Origin of the sequence: Mucilaginibacter lacusdianchii, from assembly GCF_009770985.1 — a bacterium.
GTDB lineage: Bacteria > Bacteroidota > Bacteroidia > Sphingobacteriales > Sphingobacteriaceae > Mucilaginibacter > Mucilaginibacter lacusdianchii.
In genome coordinates, this window is sequence record NZ_WSRW01000002.1 from 1029046 (window position 1) to 1049125 (window position 20080).

Annotated in this window: 12 protein-coding genes; 1 reads left to right on the plus strand and 11 read right to left on the minus strand. The window is 42.4% G+C overall.

Features of this window, described 5'->3' with window-relative positions; all coding sequences use genetic code 11:
• Positions 1-4 precede the first annotated feature (4 nt).
• The 9 genes from GPM24_RS11340 to GPM24_RS11380 all read right to left on the minus strand — a co-directional run bounded on the left by GPM24_RS11340 (position 5) and on the right by GPM24_RS11380 (position 14133).
• Positions 5-652, minus strand: a complete 648-nt coding sequence (locus GPM24_RS11340) for a DUF1349 domain-containing protein (RefSeq protein WP_158826866.1) — start codon at positions 650-652, stop codon at positions 5-7.
• A 56-nt stretch (positions 653-708) separates the two neighbouring features.
• Entirely contained in the window at positions 709-2949 is a 2241-nt protein-coding gene (locus GPM24_RS11345) for a glycoside hydrolase family 3 C-terminal domain-containing protein (protein ID WP_158826867.1), read from the minus strand.
• A gap of 204 nt (positions 2950-3153) precedes the next feature.
• On the minus strand, positions 3154-4797 hold the full coding sequence (gene susR, locus GPM24_RS11350; protein WP_158826868.1) for a SusR family glycan utilization regulator: 1644 nt from the start codon (positions 4795-4797) through the stop codon (positions 3154-3156).
• Positions 4798-4972: 175 nt separating this feature from the next.
• The gene (locus tag GPM24_RS11355) at positions 4973-5860 is read right to left on the minus strand and encodes a glycoside hydrolase family 16 protein (RefSeq protein WP_158826869.1); all 888 of its coding nucleotides are present in this window, start codon (positions 5858-5860) and stop codon (positions 4973-4975) included.
• Positions 5861-5926: 66 nt separating this feature from the next.
• A complete protein-coding gene (locus GPM24_RS11360; protein ID WP_158826870.1) occupies positions 5927-6952 on the minus strand; it encodes a family 16 glycosylhydrolase in 1026 nt (341 codons plus the stop codon).
• Positions 6953-6959: 7 nt separating this feature from the next.
• Positions 6960-7859 carry a PKD domain-containing protein gene (locus GPM24_RS11365; protein WP_158826871.1) on the minus strand — a complete coding sequence of 300 codons (900 nt, stop codon included), beginning with the start codon at positions 7857-7859 and terminating at the stop codon, positions 6960-6962.
• An 11-nt stretch (positions 7860-7870) separates the two neighbouring features.
• The gene (locus tag GPM24_RS11370; protein ID WP_158826872.1) at positions 7871-9469 is read right to left on the minus strand and encodes a hypothetical protein; all 1599 of its coding nucleotides are present in this window, start codon (positions 9467-9469) and stop codon (positions 7871-7873) included.
• A 17-nt stretch (positions 9470-9486) separates the two neighbouring features.
• Positions 9487-10998, minus strand: coding sequence for a RagB/SusD family nutrient uptake outer membrane protein (locus GPM24_RS11375; protein WP_158826873.1), 1512 nt, complete (start codon positions 10996-10998; stop codon positions 9487-9489).
• A 21-nt stretch (positions 10999-11019) separates the two neighbouring features.
• Positions 11020-14133 (minus strand): SusC/RagA family TonB-linked outer membrane protein, encoded by a 3114-nt coding sequence (locus tag GPM24_RS11380; protein WP_158826874.1) that lies wholly within the window; start codon positions 14131-14133, stop codon positions 11020-11022.
• Between the two features lie 366 nt (positions 14134-14499).
• On the opposite strand from GPM24_RS11380, the gene GPM24_RS11385 reads away from it, so the two are divergent.
• The gene (locus tag GPM24_RS11385; protein WP_158826875.1) at positions 14500-17355 is read left to right on the plus strand and encodes a triple tyrosine motif-containing protein; all 2856 of its coding nucleotides are present in this window, start codon (positions 14500-14502) and stop codon (positions 17353-17355) included.
• A 73-nt stretch (positions 17356-17428) separates the two neighbouring features.
• Here the strand turns inward: GPM24_RS11385 and GPM24_RS11390 are convergent, their stop codons facing one another.
• Both GPM24_RS11390 and GPM24_RS11395 read right to left on the minus strand, forming a co-directional pair.
• The gene (locus tag GPM24_RS11390; protein ID WP_158826876.1) at positions 17429-19615 is read right to left on the minus strand and encodes a TonB-dependent receptor; all 2187 of its coding nucleotides are present in this window, start codon (positions 19613-19615) and stop codon (positions 17429-17431) included.
• 60 nt (positions 19616-19675) lie between these two features.
• Entirely contained in the window at positions 19676-19993 is a 318-nt protein-coding gene (locus GPM24_RS11395; protein WP_158826877.1) for a hypothetical protein, read from the minus strand.
• Positions 19994-20080: the final 87 nt, after the last annotated feature.

The following is a 20080-nucleotide window of genomic DNA, read 5'->3' on the forward strand; positions in this document are numbered from 1 at the left end:
TATGTTATTGATGATTCTTTAACCACTCTAACCGGCGCTGATCAGCCAGGTGTTTTACCGAAAAGTTTTCAAACCGTGCCTCAAAACCAGTACCATCCGGGCTAGCAGCCATCAGGCCCACCATTACCGGCGCATTATCCTGCAACGGTGCATTACGTGTCAGGATATAGTTTTTATCATCCAAGGAGTAAAATATTTCTATTGCATCCAGGCGGCGTACTACTTTAATCCAGATGAACGGTGGCACTTTATCCAATGTGGTAACACTCCAATCGCTTTTATCATGTGTAACTACGGTGCTTACGTTAAACTTGCCATCTACAAACTCGACACCTGTTTTGATGTAGTTTTTGTGATCGGTACGAATCATTAAGCCCATTTGGTCAAAACGTGCTTTGTAGGCGCCCGTTAACTTTACCTTAGCTTCAAACTCACCGCCGTAGTTAGCGTAGTAAAAAGGGGCATCATCAACGGTAAAGCCATAATGAGATATTCGCCAGTAGTCGGTTTTAGGCGTAACCATCATGGTTAAACTGTTGTTTTTAATCTCCCATTTTTCTGGCTCGTTGTACCAGTTCATTTTCTCAAGGCTTTGCCCCATTGTTTTTTGGATACCTAACAACAGGCAACAGCCTAATAATACTTTTTTCATTGTTTAAAGGATTTAGAGAATCAGCTTTGCCCATTATGGACAGAACTGTGAGGATGTTAATTCAATACAAATGTAGTTTTAGTTTTAATATCTGCCGATGATGAACCAACCAACGCTTCAAAACTACCCGGCTCGGCTACCCAATCATGCTTAGCAGCATCAAAAAAGCTTAGGGCTGATTTATCAACTGTAAAGGTTACCGTTTTTTGTTCGCCAGGTTTTAACGATATTTTTTCGAAACCTTTCAACTCTTTAACCGGACGTTGTACAGACGATTTAGGATCACTGATGTACAGCTGAACTACCTCTTCTCCATCACGAGAGCCGGTATTTTTTACATTTACCGAAAACGTAATTTTATCCGAAGCAGTAATAGATTTTTTATCAGCAGTTACTTTACCATATTGGAAAGTGGTATAGCTTAAACCGTGACCAAAGGCAAACAGCGGCTTGATGTTGTGTTTTTCGGCCCAACGGTAACCTACAAAAATACCTTCTTTGTAAGTAACCTCTTTGTCGTTGCCCGGAAACGCATTTAAAGCATGTGCGCCGTTATCTGTCAGTTTTACAGGGAAGGTAAACGGTAATTTACCTGATGGATTTACATCACCCACCAGTATTGAAGCCAACGCAGTACCAGCCTCAGACCCTAAAAACCAACCTTGTACAATGGCAGGCACTTGGTTAACCCAAGGCATAGCCACCGCATTACCCGATATATTAACTACGACCAAGTTCTTGTTTACTTTGGCCAGTTCGGTAATCAGTTTATCTTGATTATAGGGTAACGACAAGCTTTGACGGTCGGCACCTTCTGCATCTTGGTTATCGCTCTTGTTTAAACCACCAACAAAAACTACAACGTCTGCTTTGCGGGCTACATCAAGCGCTTCTGCCATAATTTGGCTGGCAGGGCGTTTATCTACCAGGTTTTGACCGGTTTCTACGCCATTGTAGTTACCGGTTGTATCGCCTACATAACCGCGGGCATATACTACGTTAGCTTGTGTACCAACCCGGGCTTTAATGCCGTCTAACGGCGAAATTTCATATCTGGCTTTTAACGATGAGCTGCCACCGCCAACGGTCATCATTTTAACCGCATTTTCGCCAATTACGGCGATAGTTTTGGCCTTGTTAAGGTTGATTGGCAGTACGTTGCCTTTATTTTTCAGTAATACAATACCGTCTTCTGCTATTTTACGTGCCGCCAGTGCATGTTCTTCTGTAGCGAACGAACCGAACGGACGTTTTTTGTTCATGGTAGTAAGAAAAGATAAACGCAGGATACGACGTACCTTCTCATCCAGTTCTTTGGTACCTACCTGACCTGAATTGATTAATGCCAGATAAGGATCGGCCAGGTAATAGTTATCATAAGCTTTTGATTTGCCTTTGGATAAACCGTTGGTCCAAGTACCAAACTCCATATCTAAGCCATTGAAAATAGCCTGGTGGGTATCATGAACACCACCCCAGTCTGACACTACTACACCTTCAAAGCCCCACTCTTTGCGAAGTATATTGTTAAGCAGGTATTCGTTATGGCAGCAATGCTGACCTTTATAAAGATTATACGATCCCATAATGGCCCAAGCGCCCCCCTCCTGCACGGCGGCCTTAAAAGCAGGCAGGTAAATTTCGTACAAAGTGCGATCATCAACATTTACGTTTACCGTATTGCGGTTGCCTTCTGAGTTATTTAAAGCAAAGTGCTTTACACAAGCAGCTACCCCGTTTTGCTGTACGCCTTTGATATAAGGCACTACAATTTGAGACGACAGGTAAGGATCCTCGCCCATGTATTCGAAATTACGACCGTTTAACGGCGAACGGTAAATATTTACACCGGGACCTAATAATATATTTTTGTTCCGGTAACGCGCTTCTTCGCCTAGCGACTTGCCATACAGCATGGCCATATCTTTATGCCAGGTGGCGGCCAAACAGGTAAGCGCCGGAAAAGCCATACACGAGTCGTTGGTCCAGCCGGCTTGCGACCACTCGTCCCACAGTACTTCGGGGCGAATGCCATGAGGGCCGTCGGTAGTCCAGTTATCGGGTATACCCAAACGCGGCACACCAGGCGAGCTGAATTTAGACTGCGCGTGTATCATGGCAATTTTCTCTTTAAGCGTCATACGCTTCAGGGCATCTTCCACACGATTTTTAATGGGTTGGTTATCGTCCAGATAAACTGGAGTTTGACTTTGGGCACGAGCTGCTGAAATACCCAGCACAATAGTTAGGGCAAGAACTTTAAAAATTCTTGAGGCGTTGATGTACGCTAATCTCATAACATTAAGTAATAGTATGGTTTATCAATCAGCATTAGTGTAGATTACCTAATGCATCTGTATCATGATGTAAAGCTACTATGATATGTTATGGCTTAAAACGGCAGCGGTAAAAAAGTAGCAAATTACAAATACTAAATATCTATATTTCAAAAACTTACAATCAAATATCTAGTTAAAAAAGTAGTAACTATGTGTAATAAATTACCTCAAAGCAGGTAGTGTACCAATCCGCATTACCTGTTTTTCAAAGTCGTCGCGTAATACGGCCGCTTTGTTGCGGGCCTTGGTTCGGTAATTATAAATGGTACTTAAAGAGTATCGTAAGAATGCAGCAATTTTTACGCTATCGGTAATACCTAAGCGTATCAGCGCAAATATGCGAAGTTCGGTATTTAACAGTTCGCCGGGTTTAGGGCTAACTTGCTCGTCGGGTAGCAGCAAAGTGTTAAACTGACTTATAAAGTTGGGATAAAGACTTAAAAAGATATTATCAAATACCTTATACAGTTCATCCACCTCCTGATCTACCATAGTGGTTGATCGTAACATTTTAAACAGTTCGTTCAACTGCTTTTCGGTTGCCTTTTTATTTAATGCTTTACGGTAATCTTCCAGCTTAGTAATGTAGGTTGAACACAAATCGAAAAACTGTGCTATATAGGCCTCCTTAACTTGATTAGCTTCAGACAACTGCACATTAATATCGCTCAGCTTTACATTAGTATCCGTTATTTCCTGGTTAAGAACGGCCAGTTGTCGGCTGGTGACATCAAGTTCCTCTTTTATCCGGGACACCTTTTTCATCTGCTGGTAAACATATATTACAGCCAACACCAAAAACACAGAAAGGACGCTAATGAGCACCAAATACAACTGCAATCTGCTTTTTTGAGCCGCTTCTTTTTCTTGATATGCAGTGTTGATGATGTTATAAAGCTCGGACATCCGCAACGTACGAAACTTTACATTGCAAAAAATAGCATCTTCAATTGCCGATTGGGTGTATAAGTAAGCATTATCTACGTCGCCAGTCTCGTAAAATATCAAAGCCAAATTTTGTAACGAGGCATGGTCTTTAATAGCATTTTTCACATCGGTAATAGCGGATAGCGTATAATACTTTTTAGCCAGTTGAACCTGGTGCTGCGCTTGGTAGGTAAAGCCTAACAGGTACGTCACCATTGCATAATCGGCACTTTGATTTTGAACCGGCTTAAATAATTTTAAAAGAATAGTTTGAGCGGGTTTTAATCTGTTTTGATAAATAAACTGTTGTGCCTGGTTAATTTGAAAACTTACAGAAGCAGGGTTAAGCACATGAAGAAGCGAATCACGATAGTTTTTTACCAGCTCTGCGTAAGTTTTGTTGTAACTGTTGGTTGCATAGTGCTCATAAAACTGTATGCAAGCATCATAATAATCAACAAATTGCGCTTTTAAAAAAGACGCTTTGTTAACATTTTTTAATAAAGCTTCCGACTCTAAGAATTTTCCCAGTGACGAATACTGGTTTGCCAGTTGCAGTTGTGCAGTTGTGATCAGATCAGGGCGTTGTAACTGATGGGCAATCTGCAGGTTTTGGCTGGCATAATAAATGGCCGTATCAATTTTATACTTCTTATACTCCTGATATAAGTTATTGTTAATTTGATAACGTACTGATAAATCCATTATACTCTCGGCCGATTTTTTTATAACAGCAATACGCTCTTGCTTTTGCCTGGTATATACGCCCTTGTTTCTGATGGCCAGGTTTAACTCATTACCAGCTACATGCGTGTCATCACCTGCATAGACCAGCTGACTGATGGCGAAAAAGAAAATTAATAAGAAACGTATCTTCACTATAACCGGCAACATTTGACCGGGTAAAGATACTAAAGTGCCGATGTATCTTTAAGTATATCATGCGCCTTTTACCCAGCCGGAGAATTAAAATATCCATAATAAAAAAAGCGGACAGTTTCCCATCCGCTTCTTAATCCTACTAAAATAGCTGTTGTGTTATAGCTGATAATGCTTACTTGGTTTTGGTAACTTTTACCCAATCTACCAGCATCCAGGCATCACCTTTTTTTATCATTTCAACAGAACTTTGCGGTAAACCATAGTAAGGCTGTTTTACACCGTTTATTTTAACCGGGTAAGCACCGCCGAGGGCATAGTTGAGTATCAGGTACTTTTTATTATCAAAAGCCCATTTGCCATAGTGCTCGGCCATGGCACGGGTTACCCGAAACATCACTTTGCCATCGTATTTAAATATCATGGCATCGGGTGTCCAGTCAACCGCATAAATATGCCATTGGGTTACATCGTTGCCTTTGTCAAAATACAGGCGGTCAACAAAAGGTGTTTCACCACTGTAGCCTGGGCCATGTACGGCTGCACTGGCCCAATCAGCCTCGCCCACAAATTCCATGATATCAATTTCGCCACACGCCGGCCAGTTGCCATAACCTAAAGCCCACCAGGCTGGCCACAGGCCATCGCCTGCCGACATTTTGATGCGGGCTTCAGCCGTACCATAGGTAAAGTCGAATTTATCCTGACTGTTTATGCGGCCTGAGATAAAATCAAACTGCTTACCATCAAATGTTTTAAACTTAGGCGAGTAGCGTGGAATGAGCTGCAACGCTCCGTTGCTCGCTCCCTGTGCTGCGGCGCCGTGTACAATAGATATCACCGCCGGCGAATCGACATAAGCCTGCAATTCATCGTTTACATGAAAACCGGTTACTACAGCGTTCCAATTAGCACGGTTCAATTTTTTGTCTGAAAAATCGTCGAAGAAAATAACCTCACCTTTAGCAGGCAAAGGGGCATTCCTTTTCTGCGCCCACAAGCCTGGCGCAGCAAGTGTTAATGCAGCGGCTGCTGCAAGAAAAGTATATTTTTTAAAAAACATGATTGGAAAACGATGTAGATTAAAGCTTAAAAGCACAAAGCCGCTTAAGGCGGCTTTGTAAGTAACTTATTTGTAAATTCTGATATAATCGACCTCCATAGCAGCACTGCTAAAGTTTGGATCAACAGCGCCACCCAGGTTACCCCCCATGGCTACGTTTAATATCAGGAAAAAATTCTGGTTAAATGGCATGTCGGCCGTGTTGGCAACGGTATGAAACACTTTCCCATCAACGGCAAATTCTAATTTACTGGCCGTCCAGTTCATACTGTAGATATGAAACTCGGTAGATGCATTTGGAACAGTAGTACCACCGCTTACGCCGTTACCGCCTGAGTGACCAGGATAATGCAATGTAGACAAAACATGGTTCAGGTTATTCCCTATATGCTCCATAATGTCTATCTCGCCGCAAGCGGGCCAAGGAGCAGTGTCAATGTTGCTACCTAAAGCCCAAAGCGCCGGCCAAGTACCACCGCCTGCTGGCAGTTTGGCTTTAATTTCTATTCGGCCATATTTAAAATTAAACTTACCCTTTGAAAGTAAACGGGCAGAGGTATAACCAAAGCCATTGTAATTTTCTTTTTTAAGGGTGATTTTCAAGGTACCGTTTGATACAATGGCATTATCTGAACGATTGGTATAGTATTCCAATTCGTTGTTACCCCAGCCGTTGCTATTACCCAGGTCATATCCCCATTTGCCCGGATCGGGTGCGCCTGGCGTGTTAAATTCTTCTGACCAAAACAAAGCTTCGGCAGCTGATACCACAACTTGTGCGCTTTTGATTGTTACCGCACCGCTTGCACTTTTAGCCGTTACTTTCACCGTGTAAGTGCCCGCAACCGGGTATTTATAAGTAACGCTACCAGTTGTTGATGATTGGTAAACGCCGTTACCAAAATCAAACTCATATGATGTAGCATTGCTTGACGTGGCTGTAAAGGTTACAGTACCGCTGTTATCAGTACTTAACTGCGTTTTTACATCAACATTAGCTGGCTTGTCTGCGGCCTCCTTGTCGTTGCTTTTGCTGCAACTGGTGGCAACCGCTACCAGTGCAACTAACATGTATGTGCGTAAATATCTCATAGTTATTTTATTTCACTTTTAGTTTTTGATACCAAGCCAGTCCGTCGCTGCCAATGTTGCGCAGGGTGATGGTGTTGGCAGTAAGTGCTATAATTTCGTAAGTATTGCCACCGGTACCAAAGTTGATTAAACCTGCACCCGGTACGGTGAACTGGATACGTGTTGATTGTGCAGGTGTTGAAGTGGATGTTGCATCCATAAATGCCAGTTTACGAGGTGCTGCCAAATCGTAATCGTAACAATCATCCCCTCCTGCTTTACCGTATGATGCGGTGGCCGCAGCCGTCATGAAAGACTGGCCTTTGTTGTTTACCGTTAATATAACATTGTTGTTAGCATCTTTGGTAAAGGTAATTTCATCATCATACAAACACTCTGCACGCTGGTTAGGTTCAGCACTATAGTAATCGGATGTGAAAGTATTGGTTGGTCCTACCCCAACATGCCCTGGCGTTAGCCGGTCACTTACCCATGTTTTTGAACTACCGCCGGTCAGGTTATCTAATATGGCAGCAGGAATTTCAAAGGCCACAAATACGGTCACTTTTTGTGTCAGTGTAGACATGGCGCCGCCTGTGCCTACAGCACTTACGGTAACATTGTAACTGAAGATACCTGGTGATGTATACCTGTGTGTTATCTGACCGGATGTTTGCACCATTTCGGTATTACCATCGCCATAATCTACTTTATAAGTAAGGGCATTGTTGGCTTTAAAAGATACAGACACATTGCCGGATCCGTTACCATTTGGGTTGGTAGCATCTACCCCTGCAACACTGGTAGCAAGAGTAAGGTCTGTTGGGGTAACCAGCTTACCGAACGAATATTCGGGCTTTTTACAGCCCAACGCAATAGCGATGACTGCCAAGCCGGTAAATACAAGCGCTTTTATATTAATTTTCATTGCTGTATACGTTAATTAAGTGTGATGTCGTCAAAATAGATAGTGTAGTTGGCTGAACCGTTACCTGCTGTACCGTTGTCTAATATCAGCACTATCTTTTGGTAAGTATTAGCTGTGTTAATGGCGCTATAATCAAAAGTCAGTTCTTCCCAGCCATTGGCTACTGTGGTGGTTACTTCTTTTTCAAAGTTGATACTGCCACTGTTCAAGTTTTCAACCTTTAATAAAATTTTGGCACCAACACGTGGTGAATACACTTTCATTTTGAAGGTCTTTTTGGTCGAAAAGTCGATAGGCGCATCAAGTGCGATAACGCTTCCACCCCAGGTTTGACCGGCGTTTTTAACCATCTTACCTACTTTGCTGCTAGTGTTTATACCTGTAGCAAAAGGGTTGTCTATAATAGTAGTTGCACCACCATCAAAATCGGAAAACGCATACTTAAGCAATGGATCTTCAAATGTAAGCGGCAAGCTAAGCTTAGGGGCTGGCGGCGCAACCGGTGCCATAAACATTAAATCATCCATATAAAACACTTTACCTGTACCACCTGCATTAAAGTCGAAAAACACCGACGCTTTATCATAAGTAAAAGCAGGGTTTAAAGCTGGCGTACCTGCTGAGTTTTGCTTAAAGTCGAATGTTAACGTTTCCCACTGGTTCGCCTTTGTGGTCATCACATCCGTTTCAACTGCATTGTTGCCGTTTGTATGATCTTCCAATTTCAACTTAATAACCAAACCTGCGGCAGGCGAGTAAATCCGCATGCTCATTTTAGAGTTGGTAGCGGTAACCGGAATTTTAGTTGCAAAGCCATTGGCCGTTCCTAAAGTAGTACCGGCCCAGGTTTCGGCACCGGCAGGTTTAGTTACCATCAATACTTTATTTGCACCGTTTGCCGGGTCGGTAGCTATGGCCGATGTATTGCCACCAAAATTGCTGGTGGTATAATCGTAATTAGCATCATCAAAAGTTAAAGGCAGATCAATCTGTTTACCTACTTTAATGGTTTCTGTATATTGGGTAGTTGCCTTACCCCCGCTTAACGCTACTATGCGCACGGTATAAGTACCTGCTGTTGCGTAAGTGTGTGTGGCGGCTTGCCCTTCCAAAAACGAATCATAAGGTTCCGGATTTTTATCGGCTTCATCTCCGTAATAAACATGGAACATAGTTTCGTAAAGTGCAGTTGCACCAATATTAACCGCTAAGCCGTTGCTGGTTATGCTTGTTTTTAAGTTTTCGGGTGCTCTAAACGATACAGTTAATGGCTGGGTAATTTCAGCCGTTTTTCCGGTAAGGCTATGCCCTACTATTTTTACATTGTATAATCCCTCGGCATAAGTATGTTGAATACTTTTACCTGGGGTAACTTTCATATAATTAGCACCACTATCGCCATAATACACATCATAGCTGGCCACCCCTTCGCCACTTGGCGTAATGGTAACCAAACCGGTATTATCCTGGGTGATATCAAACATCACCGACAGTTTAGCAGGATCAGCCCCACCCTCAACCAAAGATGTATCGTTGAATGAGTCTTTTTTACAACCGGTAACGATGACCAGTAGCAAAGTAATGCTCAAAAAATATTTTATCGCTTTCATTATTGTTTTCTTAAGGTTTAGTATCCCGGATTTTGTGTTAAACCAGAAACGTTCACTTCCTGCTGCGGAATAGGGAACACTTCATTTTTACCAGCTACAAAGCCGGTAATTTTGGTAGCTGCTTGGCCGGTTCTAACCAAGTCAAAAAAGCGGTCGCCTTCCATACCCAACTCCAATCTGCGTTCATCCCAAATGGCTTGTCGTAATGCAGTTCCGGTTGCGGTTACATCATGCGCATTATCACCAAAAGCCCGGCGGCGCACTTGGTTCAAATAGCCTTGTGCTTTACCATCATTAGCGGCGGCTGCACGGTTATTGGCTTCGGCTGCCATTAACAATACTTCGGCATAACGTAGCGTACGGAAGTTGTTCAAGTAGTTCAACTCAATCTGACCTGATGTTTCGCCTTTGCGTGGCAGATACTTTTGGTTATACAAACCTGTATTTTTATAAGGCGCAACCTGGTAAGTAATACCGTATTCGGGATGGGCAGCCTTATAAGCCTCAATATTTAATACGGTAACATCTTTGCGCTTATCGCCGGCTGCATAAGCCGCTGCCAGGTTTTGCGTAGGTAAGTTCGAGCTCCAACCTGCTGCGTATGGCATAGCTGCACTGCCGCTTATACCTCTGATACCATTTTGCTGAACAGAATAATTACCCTGGCCACGAGTTTGACCGCCCCAATTGTAATAAGGCGAGCCATTGGTGTATTGAATTTCGAAAACAGACTCAGGGCCATTCTCGCCAGATGCCAAGAAGATGGAATTAAAATCACCTACCAGGCTAAATGCATTGGCGCTAATTACTTGTTCTAAAACGGCAGCTGCCTCTGTAAACTTGTTTTCGTACAAATAAACTTTACCTAGCATGGCTTGAGCAGCATATTTCGTAATACGGCCCTTTTGCGATTGCGTAGCAGGTAAAGCGGCTATAGCCGTATTTAAATCGGCTTCAATTTGTTTGTAAACTTCAGCCTTCGGCGAACGGCTCAAACTTTTTGAATCGCTCACGCCCAGACGTCTGTCTGTAAATAAAGGCACATCGCCCCACATTCTTACCAGTGAAAAATAATAGTAAGCACGCAGAAAGTTAACTTCGCCATAAAGCGCATCCTTACCCGCAAAATTGACGGTTTGGCCAGCAAGGTTTTGGCTTTTATACTGCAACAGGTAGTTAGTACGATTAACGCCCTCATAAGCTACCTGCCAAAGGTCTTGCAGGGTAGAGTTAATAGGTGTTAATGTATAATCGTCTATTTGTTGCAACGGCAGTACGTCTGATGCACTTTCACCACCGGCTACCGAGTTATCTGAAGCGATATCGCCAATAACTACCATTTGATTTAGCCACTGCAATGGTGAATAAGCACTGATTATCATGTTACGATAATCACTTTCAGATTTTAAGTAATCCTGCTCGGTAGTCACAAAATCCTCATGCGGATTATAGTCCACCCATTTTTTACACGCTGTAAATGTGGAAACCAACATCACCACACCAATCAGCTTTATATATCTTTTATTCATCGTTTTATTAAGATTAATGAATTACAATTTGATGTCGAGGCCTAAAGAGTAAGTACGCGGCTGCGGATAGGCACCACGGTCAACACCTGTATTTAAAATACCACCAGAAATTTCCGGGTCGAAACCAGAGTACTTGGTAAACACAAATGCGTTTCTTACCTGTGCATATACTCTTACACTCTTGAATACGCCGCTAAACTTGGGCAGTAAGTAACCCAACTGCAGGTTTTTAACTTTTACAAACGAACCATCTTCAACATATCTGTCGCTCACACGAATGTTGCTGTTAGGATCAAGAAAAGAATATCTTGGATTACGGGCATCATTGGTAGTACCCGGACCAGTCCAACGTCCTAATACCGCACGGTATTTATTGGTAAAGTTGGCATTACGCTCATAGGCCCGATAAATATCATTGCCTATCGATGCATAAGTAAAGGCGTTAAAATCAAAGTTTTTGTAGCTGATGCTCAAGTTCCAGCCCATAGTAAAATCAGGGAATGGGTCGCCTATTTTCACCTGGTCGTCGGCATTAATCACGCCATCGTGATTGGTGTCCACAAAGCGAATATCGCCGGCTTGTGCACCTGGCTGAGAAGGAGCAGCGGCAACCTCAGCAGCATTTTGGAATAAACCATCAGTTTTATAGCCGTAGAAGTAACCAGGGGTTTGCCCTTTCTCAAAAACAGTTACGGTTTGCGACTGTCCGTTGAAATAGCTGCCACCAAAAATTCTGGCAGTGCCTTCGGTATTGGTAGCCGTTACCATGTTTTTGCTGGTGGTTAATGTGAACGAGTTGTTCAGCTTCAGTTTACCAATTGATTCATTGTAGCCCAAGGTAATATCCACACCGCTACTTTTGGTTGAACCGATATTAGCAGTTGGAATGGGCACAGTACCCAAGTACAAGGATACCGATGGGGTAAACAACAAGCCGTTTACGCGTTTTTCGTAATAATCGGCCGAGATGGTGAATTTGTCGTTCAATAAATTCATGTCAAAACCAATGTTCAGTTGCTTTTGACGTTCCCATGCCAGGCTGTTATTAGCTGCAGAGCCTACGGTTGAACCCGGATAGAAGATGTTGTCAAAATTATAACCATTGCTGTTAGCCGTTGGTCCATAATCTGGTCCGCCGGTTACAATTTTCACAAATTGCGGACTAACGTTTTCGTTACCGGTAACACCATAACTACCACGTATTTTCAAGTAATCAATAAATTTGGGTTTAAAGAAATCTTCTTGTGTAACTACCCAACCCAATGAACCTGAATAGAAGTTACCGAATTTGTTATTGATACCAAATGCATAGGAACCATCACGACGCGCAGTAAACGATGCCAGGTACTTTTCTTTATAATCGTAGTTAACCCTTGCAAAGTAAGAGATGTTACGACGGAAGTACTGGTAATAGTAACCGGTTAACGCATTGGTATTGGTAGCGGAGTTGGTACCAGTTGCCGCGCTAAAATCAGCAAACTCCCATGAGTTAAAAGGCACATCCTGACGGCTGGCACCTGCTGCGTTACCTGATGTTCTGGCTAATGAGAAACCTAAAACGGTTTCGAAGGTATGATCTTTAGCAACTTTGAAGTTGTAATTGGCAAAAGTTTCCCAAGTGTAGTTGAAGTTGCTCACTTTATCGTGTGATACGCTGTTGAACCGACCGGTAATGGCAGAGCCATCGCCATTCATGGTATTTTCAACGTTTTGCGGACCGTAAAATACTAATGGCGTAAAGCTTTTCGAGTTAGCATCATATTTAGTATAACCAAAACGACTGCTCAGTTTCAGGTTTTTCAACACATCGTACTGTAACTCAAACTTACCGTAAAGCTTGTTACCATTGTTTTTATTGTAGGTATTATCCAGCTTGGTTAGGGGGTTAAATATCTCTGATAACAGCAAGTTACTGTAACCATATTTACTGTTCACTGAAGGATCAGAGTTATAAACCGGCACTGTTGGATCAAAATTTAGTGCACTACCCAGGATACTATTGAAAGAATTTTCCTGAACACCTTTTGAATACAGAATTACATCTGTTGCATTCACTAAGAATTTCACTTTGGGCGCTAACTGAAAATTCAGGTTAGCGGTAAAGTTACCACGGTCAAATCTGGATTTATCGATACCGCCAACAACGCCGCCCTGGCTGGTATAGCCTGCAGAAAGGAAATAGGTAACACTTTCGCTGCCACCCCGTGCCGACAAACTGTGTGTTTGTAAAGGCGCAGTTTTAAAAATTTCTTTTTGCCAGTTGGTACCTTTACCTAATATAGAAAGATCAGGAAAGATGATGTTACCACCCGCTGATGTACTGCCTTCGTTAATAATTGCAGCATACTCGGTAGCATTCAATACGCCAATGGTACGGGCTACTTCCTGCACGCCGTAGTTTCCGCTAACTGAAATTTCAGTTTTCTGGTTTTTTCTGCCGCCTTTAGTAGTCACCACAATTACACCGTTACCACCTTTAACACCATAAATAGCTGTGGTAGCAGCATCTTTTAACAGGTTGATAGATTCGATATCGCCTGGATTAAGCGCATTAAGGTCGGCCAGCGTTTGTGGCACACCATCAATTACCACAATTGGGTCGGTGCCAGAAAATGAAGGAATACCCCTGATAAGTACCGTTGGGGTTGAACCCGGCGAACCGCTTTGAATAACGGTGACGCCCGAAGCACGGCCTTGTAAAGCTTCTTCAGCACGTACGGGTCTTAATTTTTCGATATCAGCACTTTTGATAGTAGAAATAGCGCCCGATACTTTAGTTACTTTTTGGGTACCATAACCGGTTACCACAACATCTGATAAGGTGTTATTGGTACTTTCCTCCAATACGAAGTTTTGTACACTAGGCTCGTTCACGCGTCGTTCAATCGGCGTCATACCTATAAAAGATACGGTTATAGTTGCGCCACCTTGCGGAAGGTTAAGTGCATAGTTACCATTAATGTCTGTAACGGTACCTAACGTGGTGCCTTTAACAGCAACAGTGGCGCCCGGTATACTTTCACCATTTGATTTTTGAGTTACCTTGCCCGTTACACGGAGCGATTGGGCGTATGCCTGGCTAATAAAACAAAACAGCAAAGCAAACCCCACATAAAACTTAAGTTTTAATTGCATAGGTTTATTAATAAATAAAATTTGATCCCAGAGGGGGATAATTGGTTAGTTGTAAAATTTCGTCATACAGTTTCTTTTCAGGCACAACAGTGCCTGTTGTTTAGTCATGGTTTACTCATTCGGTTAATAATTTATAATTGGTTAAAAAACGCAGAGAGCGTTCGGTTTACAAGGGTCAAATGTATAGCATCACCACCCTATAAATCAAATATGGCACTACATCACTACTACACACCATTGAAAAAATCAGAAAAATGGTTGATATTAGCACTGTTATAAGCCAATAATAACCGATAATTGATTTACCGACTTAAACTATTGTTTTTCAGTTTATTACTGAATATATACTTGCTATTTTCATGGCAAATGGCTTTGTCGCAAACCTATATTGGCCAGCGCAAAACCGTTAATTATGAAAAAAAGCAGTACAACGCAGGTACACAAAACTGGAAAATACGGCAGGATGACCAAGGCCGCATGTATTTTGCCAATAATGAAGGTGTATTGGTTTTTGATGGTGCCTACTGGCAGCTTTATCCGCTCCCTAATAAAACCATTGTACGCTCACTTGAATTTGGGGCCGACAAAAAGCTGTACGTTGGCGGGCAGGATGAAATAGGGTATTTTGTACCGGCCAAAAACGGGCAGTTAACTTTCACTTCTATTAAAAATCTGATACCTAAAGCAGATCAAAAGTTCTCGGACATATGGGACGTGGTAACTTTAGGAAAGGATGTTTTTTTTCGTTCGCAGAATAAAATATTCAAATACTCGAACAACAAAATTACTGTTTACCAGTCTTTTTCATGGCTGTTTTTAGGGAAAGACCATAATCGGCTGATAGCCCATGATGCACAAAAGGGCATTGTTGTGTATCGAAACAATGCCTGGCAAACGCTTATTGCTAACAACGAACTACCTAAAGGTTTTTATATCACTTCCACATCCGGATTTGACAACAACCAATCGCTGGTTACAACTACTAAAGATGGATTGTTGCTATTATCTGGCAATGCTTTTAAGCCACTGCCGTTAAAAGGCTTTGGCATAAACGGGTATCAGCAGTTTTCGGGTGCGGTACGGCTAAACAATGGCACTTATTTGATCAGCACGTTTTTAAATGGCATTTACCAGATAGACAAAAGCGGTAATGTGATTGAAAACATTGGTAAAAAAGAAGGCCTGCAAAATGTGAATGTGCATAGTATTTATGCTGATGCCGGCAATAATGTTTGGTTGGGATTAGACAACGGTATTGACTTTGTTGCTTACAATAACGCTGTCCGTCATATCAATCCATCTGTGTTTAATGACGGAGCAGGTTTTTCGGCAGCTTTGTTCAAAAACAACCTCAACCTCGCGCTGTCAAACGGCACCTATCGCGTTCCGGTTGATGGAACAAAGGATTTAAGTTATCTGAAAAACGAAGCCCGCCCCATTGCCTACGGGCAAACATGGCATTTGGATGTTGTGGGTAGCCGGTTACTAGCGGGTAAAGACGATGGCATATTTGAGGTTGAGCAGGATAAATTTGTGCCGGTTTTTAACAATACAGGCTACTGGCTTTTCAGGCCCATGACGGGCAAAGGCGGTACTCCCTTATTAGCTGCCGGCAACTATTATGGGGTACGGTTATTTGAAGATACGCCCGCCAAGCTTGCAGATAAAGGCGATGCGGCAAAGTTTTATGAATCGGCCAGGTTTTTGGAGGTCGACAAACAAAACAACATCTGGGCCTCGCATCCTTACCGGGGCGTTTATAAAATAAGCCCCAACGATAGCATGGCCAAAACTTATGCTAAAGAGCAGGGCTTGCCATCGGCCTTAAACAACTTTGTTTTCAAAATAAAAGGACAGGTAGTAATTGCTACCGAAAAAGGTATTTACGAATACAATGCCACGGCCGATCGTTTCAGGCCATCTCCTCAGTTTAAAGATGTATTTGGCACCCGCAGTATTCGCTATTTGCAAGAAGATGCCTCGGGAAACATTTGGTTTGTAGAAGGCAAAAGTCTGGCTGTTGCCGATTACTCGGGCAAGCCAACCATCATCAACATACCCGAGTTAGACAATCAGATTTTAAGCGGATTTGAAAATGTTTATCCTATTGATGCCAACAATATATTTGTGGGCAGCGAAAACGGATTTTATCACATCAACTATGCTACCTACAAACACAACATCCGTCCGCTTACGGCTTACATTCGTAAAATTAAAATTATATCGGTTAAAGACAGTACACTATATGGCGGCTTTGCCACTAACGCCAGCAAATCAACCAACAATGCACCTGCATTAGGTTACGCCTACAACTCTTTGCACTTTGATTATTCATCGCCGGTATTTGAAGAGCAATCAAATGTAGAGTACAGTTATTTGCTGGAAGGTTTTGATGAACAATGGTCTGCCTGGTCAAAAAAGTCGGAAAAAGATTACACCAATCTTCCGGCAGGTAATTACAAGTTTAAGGTTAAGGCCAGAAATCACCATAACAATGAATCGTCTGTAGCGGTTTACGCGTTTAGCATCAATCCGCCATGGTATCAGTCAACCTGGGCCTATCTTGTTTATATCTGCCTGATTGCAGGCGCACTTTATTACTTTTACTTGTGGCAGGAACGTCGGCATTTGGCCAGGCAGCAGCAGCAGTTAATACTACAGCAACAAAAGAATGAGGAAGAGCAGCGGCAAACTGCCTATTTGCATCAATTGGAATTAGAGCGATCGGAAAAGGAGCTTGCCAATTTAAAGAACGAAAAGCTACAGTCGGAAATTGAATACAAAACATCCGAACTGGCAGCCTCGGGCTTAAACCTAGTACAAAAGAAAGAGTTTTTGTTAAAGTTGAAAGATGAATTGCAAAAGCTCCAAAAGTCGGGCGATGTAGTTCCGTCCAGTGAAATCAAAAAGATACTGCGCCTGCTTAACGAAGAACACAACATTAATGAAGAGTGGGAACAGTTCTCGGTTCATTTTGATAAAGTGCATGCGGGCTTTTTAACAGTAGTTAAAGAACGCTACCCTACCGTAAACCAACAGGAGCTTAAGCTTTGCGCATACCTCATCATGAACCTTTCCAGCAAAGAGATAGCACAACTGATGGCCATATCTGTTCGCGGTGTTGAAATCAGCCGTTACCGACTTCGTAAAAAATTGCAGATCCCAACTGAAATGAACTTATTTGAGTTCTTATTCAACATTCAGCGGGAGTTGATGAAATAGTAAATATATTGTTAAAGGTCGTTTTTGTAAAGCTTTTGATAGGCCGACCTTTAACAACATATTTACTTTTTTATTAAAACTTAAATTTAATTCCGCCATTAATTACAAAACCGTCCAGGGGCGCATAAATATCCCTGAATACCGGATTGGTAACACTCCCTGTATAAATGGCATCAAACTTTGTTTGGCGGGTGTCAGTCAGGTTTTCAAAATTTATAAATACCGAAAAACGTTCCCATATCTTTTCAGCCATCAGGCCTGCTGTCCAGTAACCTTTTCCTGTTGCCCCGTCATTTAGCCGTTGCGGACTAAAATAATAGGCCTCTGCACCAATTTTCCATTTATCCTCCACCTCATACATCAATACGTTATTAAGCCGGTGTTTGGATACGAGCGGGTAAGCAGAAATAGTTGTTAATACGTGCTGTGTTACATCGGCAAAAGTGTAACCCAAAAACAGCTTAAAGTCATGATAAGTAAGCTTCACGTTAGTTTCCATGCCTTTGGTGTTCAAGTCGGCCCTGGGCTGCTGATACTGTAGGTTGCCATTAGTAAGGGCGGTAAGTAAAATAGGATTATCTATACGGGTATAAAAAAACAACTGGTTAATGCTTAAACCAACGGCTCCGTTAAACAGGCCGGTTCGATAATTGATATCATAGTTTGCACCGTATGACCGCTCGGCTTTTGTGTTGGCCACATCTAGAGGTAATACATTGCGAAATTGTATTCGCTCAGCATCTTCGGTGAATACAGTAGGTGCTTTATAACCCAAACCACCACCTAAACGGGTTGAAAAATGCTCGTTCACTTTCCATAGCGCAGAAATTCTTGGCAAGAAGAAAAAACCATAATCATTATGATAATCACCTCTGATGCCCGATTCGAGGGTAAGTTTTTCTTCCGCATTAAAGGTGTTCTGCACAAAGCCACCTATCGTGTTATGCGTATAGCTGCGTAAAGGAAAATTGCTGTTTTTATTTTCACTAAAATGATCGGTCAGAAAATTAACGCCAACTACCCAGTCAGCTTTTTCACCATTACGGCTATAATCGGCTTCACTGTATGACGATGACTGTACGCCCGAAAAGCGATAATCGGGTAAAGTGATGATGCGGTCAAAATAACTGATGCTATTTTTGAAGGTTAGTTTTTCCTTGTCATTCAGTTGATGATCAAGTTGTACTTGACTACTGTACCTACCAGTCTTGTTTTTTTCGAAGTATGAATGCTGCGCATTGCCTCGGCCCTCAATAAAATGCAAATCGCCACCTATGCGATCTTCTGCCGTAGCATTAATGCCAATATTCAGGGTAGTATACTCATTAAGGTAAAACCACAGTTTGGGATTGAGCGTGTACCGATTAAACTTAGGTATGGCTGTCAAATCGATATTAGAGGGATCATAAGGACTCCCATGATTATAAGCGGCATAAATAGTAGTACCTAGCTTTTTAAACTTTTGCCCGTAAAACATGCTGGCATCAAGCCCCCTGGCCGATGTGCTGTTTAACAGAAAGTTTAGTTGGCGTTCGTCTGTTGGTGTTTTAGAAACCAGATTGACCAACCCGGCAATTGCCCCGCCACCATACAAGGTTGAGGAAGACCCTTTAATAACTTCAACCTGTTTTAAATCGAGCGGTGCTATTTGTAATAAGCCCAATCCACCAGAAAAACCTGAATATAATGGGAAGCCATCACGTATAATCTGCGTGTATTTTCCATCCAGTCCCTGAATGCGAATGCTAGAATTGCCACTGGTAGCCGATGTTTGCTGCGTTTGAATGCCGGTACTTTCGGCAAGCAGCATACGAATGTCTCCGGGTTTCATGTTACCTTTCTCTTCCAGTTCTTCACCGGATATCACCTCAACACGTGTAGGGATGTTAGCAATAGTACGGCTGCTGCGTGTTGCCGATACGGTAACCTCGGTAAGTTCTTCGCCCTCATCATCACCCAAAGGCATAAGCTGTACAACAACAGGGTCAGAACTACGAAATGGAAAGATTATCGTATCCAGCTTAGTAATGTATCCCACATAGCGAAATTGCAGCACCTGTACACCATCGGGAATGGCTGTTAAAGTAATTGTGCCGCTTGTATCAGTAGTGGCACCTTTGTTGGTGCCTTGTAAAAGCACGGTAGCGCCTACTAAGGGTTCATTAGTTTTTCCGTCTTTAACAACAGCCTTTAAAGTATTCTGAGAAAAAGATATGGTAGTATATAGCAGTGCTGCAATGAGCACCAAAAGATGTTTCATTAAATTTATGATTAAGTTAATACCTGAAATTTTAGCCACACGTATGGCTATGCAGTAGAATTAACTTAACCGGGGCGGTTGCCAGATAGCAAGCGCTATATCTTTATGGGCGGGCTGACAGTAAGGCGTATAACTACGCTCGGGCTGTTCTGCGATAAGGCTGATGGTATGAACAACAGATTTAGCTATGATGAAACCGATGCATGAACCGCATGAAAAGAAGGGTGAACAACCTGCACATTCCTTTTCTTTGGACGACTGTTTATCTCTCTGTTCGTGCTTTACATCTATACGGCTCTCACAATCCCTGTCTGCACAACAAGGCCTTGCCGATAGGATCAGCACAAAGGCGGCAAACATCAGGCAAAGCTGTTTCATCCGGCAAAAATAGTTAATTGTTTGACTATGATGAAACTGAAAACGGTCTTGTTTTAACAGTTCAGTAACAGACCTATTGAAACAAGA

Excerpts from the sequence above, each read along its gene's own strand:
- GPM24_RS11340 (WP_158826866.1), bottom strand. The coding sequence starts at position 652 with ATGAAAAAAGTATTATTAGGCTGTTGCCTGTTGTTAGGTATCCAAAAA.
- GPM24_RS11345 (WP_158826867.1), bottom strand. The coding sequence starts at position 2,949 with ATGAGATTAGCGTACATCAACGCCTCAAGAATTTTTAAAGTTCTTGCC.
- GPM24_RS11355 (WP_158826869.1), bottom strand. The coding sequence starts at position 5,860 with ATGTTTTTTAAAAAATATACTTTTCTTGCAGCAGCCGCTGCATTAACA.
- GPM24_RS11360 (WP_158826870.1), bottom strand. The coding sequence starts at position 6,952 with ATGAGATATTTACGCACATACATGTTAGTTGCACTGGTAGCGGTTGCC.
- GPM24_RS11365 (WP_158826871.1), bottom strand. The coding sequence starts at position 7,859 with ATGAAAATTAATATAAAAGCGCTTGTATTTACCGGCTTGGCAGTCATC.
- GPM24_RS11370 (WP_158826872.1), bottom strand. The coding sequence starts at position 9,469 with ATGAAAGCGATAAAATATTTTTTGAGCATTACTTTGCTACTGGTCATC.
- GPM24_RS11375 (WP_158826873.1), bottom strand. The coding sequence starts at position 10,998 with ATGAATAAAAGATATATAAAGCTGATTGGTGTGGTGATGTTGGTTTCC.
- GPM24_RS11380 (WP_158826874.1), bottom strand. The coding sequence starts at position 14,133 with ATGCAATTAAAACTTAAGTTTTATGTGGGGTTTGCTTTGCTGTTTTGT.
- GPM24_RS11385 (WP_158826875.1), top strand. The coding sequence starts at position 14,500 with ATGGCTTTGTCGCAAACCTATATTGGCCAGCGCAAAACCGTTAATTAT.
- GPM24_RS11390 (WP_158826876.1), bottom strand. The coding sequence starts at position 19,615 with ATGAAACATCTTTTGGTGCTCATTGCAGCACTGCTATATACTACCATA.
- GPM24_RS11395 (WP_158826877.1), bottom strand. The coding sequence starts at position 19,993 with ATGAAACAGCTTTGCCTGATGTTTGCCGCCTTTGTGCTGATCCTATCG.